This is a genomic window from Rhizobium sp. P1_E6, from assembly GCF_056405875.1.
On sequence record NZ_JBFUBG010000314.1, the window covers coordinates 1 to 877 of the forward strand.

Sequence of the window (877 nt, forward strand, 5' to 3'; positions counted from 1 at the left end):
GGCAAGCAAGGCGATGTCCTTGATTTCGTGCGGGAGGCGAAGGGCGTCGATCTGCCCGAAGCCATCCGCATTCTCGGCGGCGGCATCGGCAGCCGGCCGAGGGCTCAGAATGGGGCTCGTTCGCGCCCTCGATGGTATTTCCCTATCGCAACGCTGACGGTTCGCTTCTGGGCTATGTGCTGCGCCATGATCTACCCGATGGCGGCAAGGAAACGCCGATGGTCATGTTTGTCCGTCTGCCGGATGGGACGGAAACATGGTGCCGCTTGCCCTTCGCCAAGCCGCGGCCGATGGCTAGATGCTGGAACCAGCTTCATGCGCACTTCCGGAACGGAAGGTCTTTTTTGATCGAACCCGAGATGCATAGGATACATAACTTGCATAGGGTTTTTCATAGGTAATGTGGGAAATGTCAGATGGTGCCATGACAGGTATTGAATCTGACATTTCCTATAGAGCGGCCAAAACTGCCCCTGCATCACCTGCATCCTATGCACCCAGCGAGATTATCTACTTCGACAGCCAGCTTTCGAAATAGTGGCGCACAGCCGCACCCGCGCCGAAATGATCGGTCGTATCCAGCCTCGCAACTGCGCCGCGCACGACGTCGGCCATAACGGCTGCAGGCAGGACGCCGGACTTGACCATGCTTTGAAACAGTTCCTCCATCAGAACGATCGTCCCGATCGCTTCGTCTTCAGCCTTGAAATTCGTCATTGCTGGTCTCCCGTGTGTGTGTTGTTGGCAATGAAGTGGCTTTGCATCGAAAGTCCGGAGCATCTTGGCGACTGCRCGACAAACTCACAAGGGCTTGGTCTGGTGAGACAGCGTGAAGAAGGGCGTTCGAGCCGCCCGCCGCATGAGGCGCTCATAGAGG

2 protein-coding genes are annotated in these 877 nt (G+C 57.2%); one reads left to right on the forward strand and one right to left on the reverse strand.

From position 1 onward, the window contains the following. A partial coding sequence (locus tag AC1D35_RS36460; RefSeq protein ID WP_477942914.1) for a hypothetical protein occupies positions 1–348 on the forward strand: 348 nt, incomplete at its 5' end. Between the two features lie 162 nt (positions 349–510). On the opposite strand, the gene AC1D35_RS36465 is transcribed toward AC1D35_RS36460, so the two are convergent. Next, positions 511–717: a hypothetical protein gene (locus AC1D35_RS36465; RefSeq protein ID WP_037100544.1), complete on the reverse strand. Its 207-nt coding sequence runs from the start codon at positions 715–717 to the stop codon at positions 511–513. Between the last annotated feature and the right edge of the window lie 160 nt (positions 718–877).

Coding starts and splice junctions, on each gene's coding strand:
- AC1D35_RS36465 (WP_037100544.1), bottom strand. CDS start 717: ATGACGAATTTCAAGGCTGAAGACGAAGCGATCGGGACGATCGTTCTG.